Origin of the sequence: [Clostridium] aerotolerans DSM 5434 (assembly GCF_000687555.1) — a bacterium.
Lineage (GTDB): Bacteria > Bacillota > Clostridia > Lachnospirales > Lachnospiraceae > Lacrimispora > Lacrimispora aerotolerans.
Genome location: NZ_JHWJ01000040.1, coordinates 1 through 2,438 on the forward strand (window position 1 = coordinate 1; position 2,438 = coordinate 2,438).

The 2,438-nt window shown below is 43.8% G+C and carries 3 protein-coding genes; 1 reads left to right on the top strand and 2 read right to left on the bottom strand.

Annotation, left to right across the window (positions count from 1 at the left end):
- Window positions 1–1,671 (bottom strand): recombinase family protein, encoded by a 1,671-nt coding sequence (locus T546_RS0122270; RefSeq protein ID WP_026893483.1) that lies wholly within the window; start codon window positions 1,669–1,671, stop codon window positions 1–3.
- A gap of 108 nt (window positions 1,672–1,779) precedes the next feature.
- Here T546_RS0122270 and T546_RS25460 point away from each other — a divergent pair, with 108 nt between their 5' ends.
- Window positions 1,780–1,953 (top strand): hypothetical protein, encoded by a 174-nt coding sequence (locus T546_RS25460; RefSeq protein ID WP_155857723.1) that lies wholly within the window; start codon window positions 1,780–1,782, stop codon window positions 1,951–1,953.
- 62 nt (window positions 1,954–2,015) lie between these two features.
- Here the strand turns inward: T546_RS25460 and T546_RS24875 are convergent.
- Window positions 2,016–2,438, bottom strand: a 423-nt coding sequence (locus tag T546_RS24875) for a cytochrome b5 domain-containing protein (protein ID WP_278246336.1), incomplete at its 5' end; no start/stop codon positions are given.

Sequence of the window (2,438 nt, forward strand, 5' to 3'; positions counted from 1 at the left end):
TCATTTGCTAGACTCTCCTGACGGCTCTTTAGACCCAAGAAAATATAAATGTATGTTTTTGCCATCCCAGACGGCTCTCTTTATAAATGCCCGGACTGCCATTCGCTTCTGTTCCACATCCATGGTGTCCAAAGTGCTTGAAAAGGACGATAATGTTCTTTTAACAAGCTCTGCTTCCCCGTCGGAAAGCTCCTGGTTGATTAAAGACACCTTAAGCCTTTCTAAATGGCCGCTTATATCCTCCTTCCTCTGATGAAGCTCTTCAATCTGGGCGACTATATATTCCTCTGCTGCTGTCCCTCCTGCTTTTTTCAAAGAGGTCACAAGACCGCTAATTTCTTCATCCAAACGAAGAATATCCTCATTCAGACGCAATATATCTGCTTCTGATTCCTGACGGCCCTCGTCCAAAAGTTTTTTATACTGATTTAACTGTATTGCCAATTCGTCCTTATTCTCAGTTATCTTTTTAATTTCCTCCAATACCATCTGATCAAGTAGATTTCCGTTGGGATTGTTCATGCCGCAGCATTTCATCCGACTTTTTTCCTTCATGGTACACAAATAGGAATATATCTGCTCTCCCTCCTGATTGAAACGGCCGGATAGTTTTGGCCTCATATAATCTCCGCATTCACTGCAATATAAAAGGCCGGACATCAGGGCCACATTGCTCCTGGGTTTTCTGTAGTTTTTAGATTTATTCCGGTCAAGCTGCTTTTGAACCTTGACCCACATGGAACCAGGAATAAGGCCTTCATGCTTTCCAACGGCGACGATCCATTCATCCATCTCTCTCATCTCATGAGCTTTCCCTGGCTTTTGAAGGGTACGGTTGTATGCCATAATACCAAATTGGCCGTTGAATTCTTCCTTTTCCGCAAATAGATCCACCTTTTTTTTCTTCAGATAATCATAGGCCTCCATATCAGCTGTCATGTAAACGGGATTGGTGAGAATTGCCTTAATGGCAAAGCGGCTGAACAGCCGATTATATTTCGTCTTATATCCATTTTGAATCAGATACGTTTCTGTTTGCGTTAGTGATCCTGTTTCCATAAACGTTTCATATATGAGGCGGACAAGCTTGGCTTCTTCAGGAATAATCCTTAACTGATATGCTTTTTTAACCTTTCCCTCCTCCGTAAGGGTTTTAATACTTTGAGACTTATAACCAGTCGGTGTCGTTCCGCCCAGCCACCTTCCGCTTTTTGACAGCTCATGCATGTTATCCCGTATCCTCTCTGCAATGGTCTCTCTCTCCAGCTGGGAGAATACAGAGGCTATATACATCATGGCCCTTCCCATTGGGGAAGAGGTGTCAAACTGCTCCTTGATGGAAATAAAGGAAATATGCATTTCATTCAATTCCTCAATCAGATTTGCGAAATCGCCAATATTACGGCTGATTCTGTCCAAACGGTAACAAACAATTGCAGTAAACCGTTTCTTCTTTGCCTCCTGCATCATCTTTTTAAACTGAGGCCGGTCCAGGTTTCCGCCAGAAAAGCCCTCATCCTCATAAACATAGGCATTTTCCCCATAGCTTTCTCCATAATGAGTACACAGATACTGCCTGCATAATTCAATCTGATTACCGATGCTCTCCCCTTTTCCGGTGAATTTTGATTTTCTTGAATATATTGCAAATTGACCTTTCACTTTCTCCATTCGTTTCACCCCTTAACAAATACTCTGCATTCCATAATCCACTCCAGGCACATACCGGACACGCAGAACCTCATACAATATATAGACTATCGTTCCGGAAGACTTATTATGAATATCATCGTTTATCGTCCCGAAACAGAAGAAGACCAAAAGGATCTGGAAAAAAAAGCAGCCATGGTTCACAGCCAGGCTGTCTTACAGTGCTTAAAACAGCTTTCTTGTCCAATTTATCAGAAACAAGCTATATGGAAGGAAATTAATCCTGATACAAATAAAGGATAAGCAAAAGCCTATCATACCCAGGCTCTTAAAAGGGTATGATAGGATGGCATTTTCATATCTTTTCAGCTCATTTGCGGTGTCACAAGAGTGCCTACAATCGGGAGCACACTTAATACCATGGCTCCTGGATGACACATCTGAAATTCACTGGTCAAATTTCTCCCTGCTGTAAGTCCAAAAAAGTGGCTCCCTCCTGCCCATAAAGGATTGTCAGTAACATTATATACCACTCCGTTTACCGCTACATAAGCAGGCTGACCATCTTTTCCGTTGTATTGTGCCAGTTCTTCCAAGGTGAATTCCCGGGTGCCTTCCTCTGGTTCCTCTCCGTTTTCTGATTCCTCTCCGTTCTGTGGCAGAGTCCCATTTGGGGGTTGGGTCCCATTTGGGGGCTGCGTCCCATTCTGGGGTTGGGTTCCATTCTGCGGCTGACTCCCTCCCTGGGGCTGGGTTCCATTCTGCGGCTGACTCCCTCCCTGGGGCTG

Coding starts and splice junctions, on each gene's coding strand:
- T546_RS0122270 (WP_026893483.1), bottom strand. CDS start 1,671: ATGGAGAAAGTGAAAGGTCAATTTGCAATATATTCAAGAAAATCAAAA.
- T546_RS25460 (WP_155857723.1), top strand. CDS start 1,780: ATGAATATCATCGTTTATCGTCCCGAAACAGAAGAAGACCAAAAGGAT.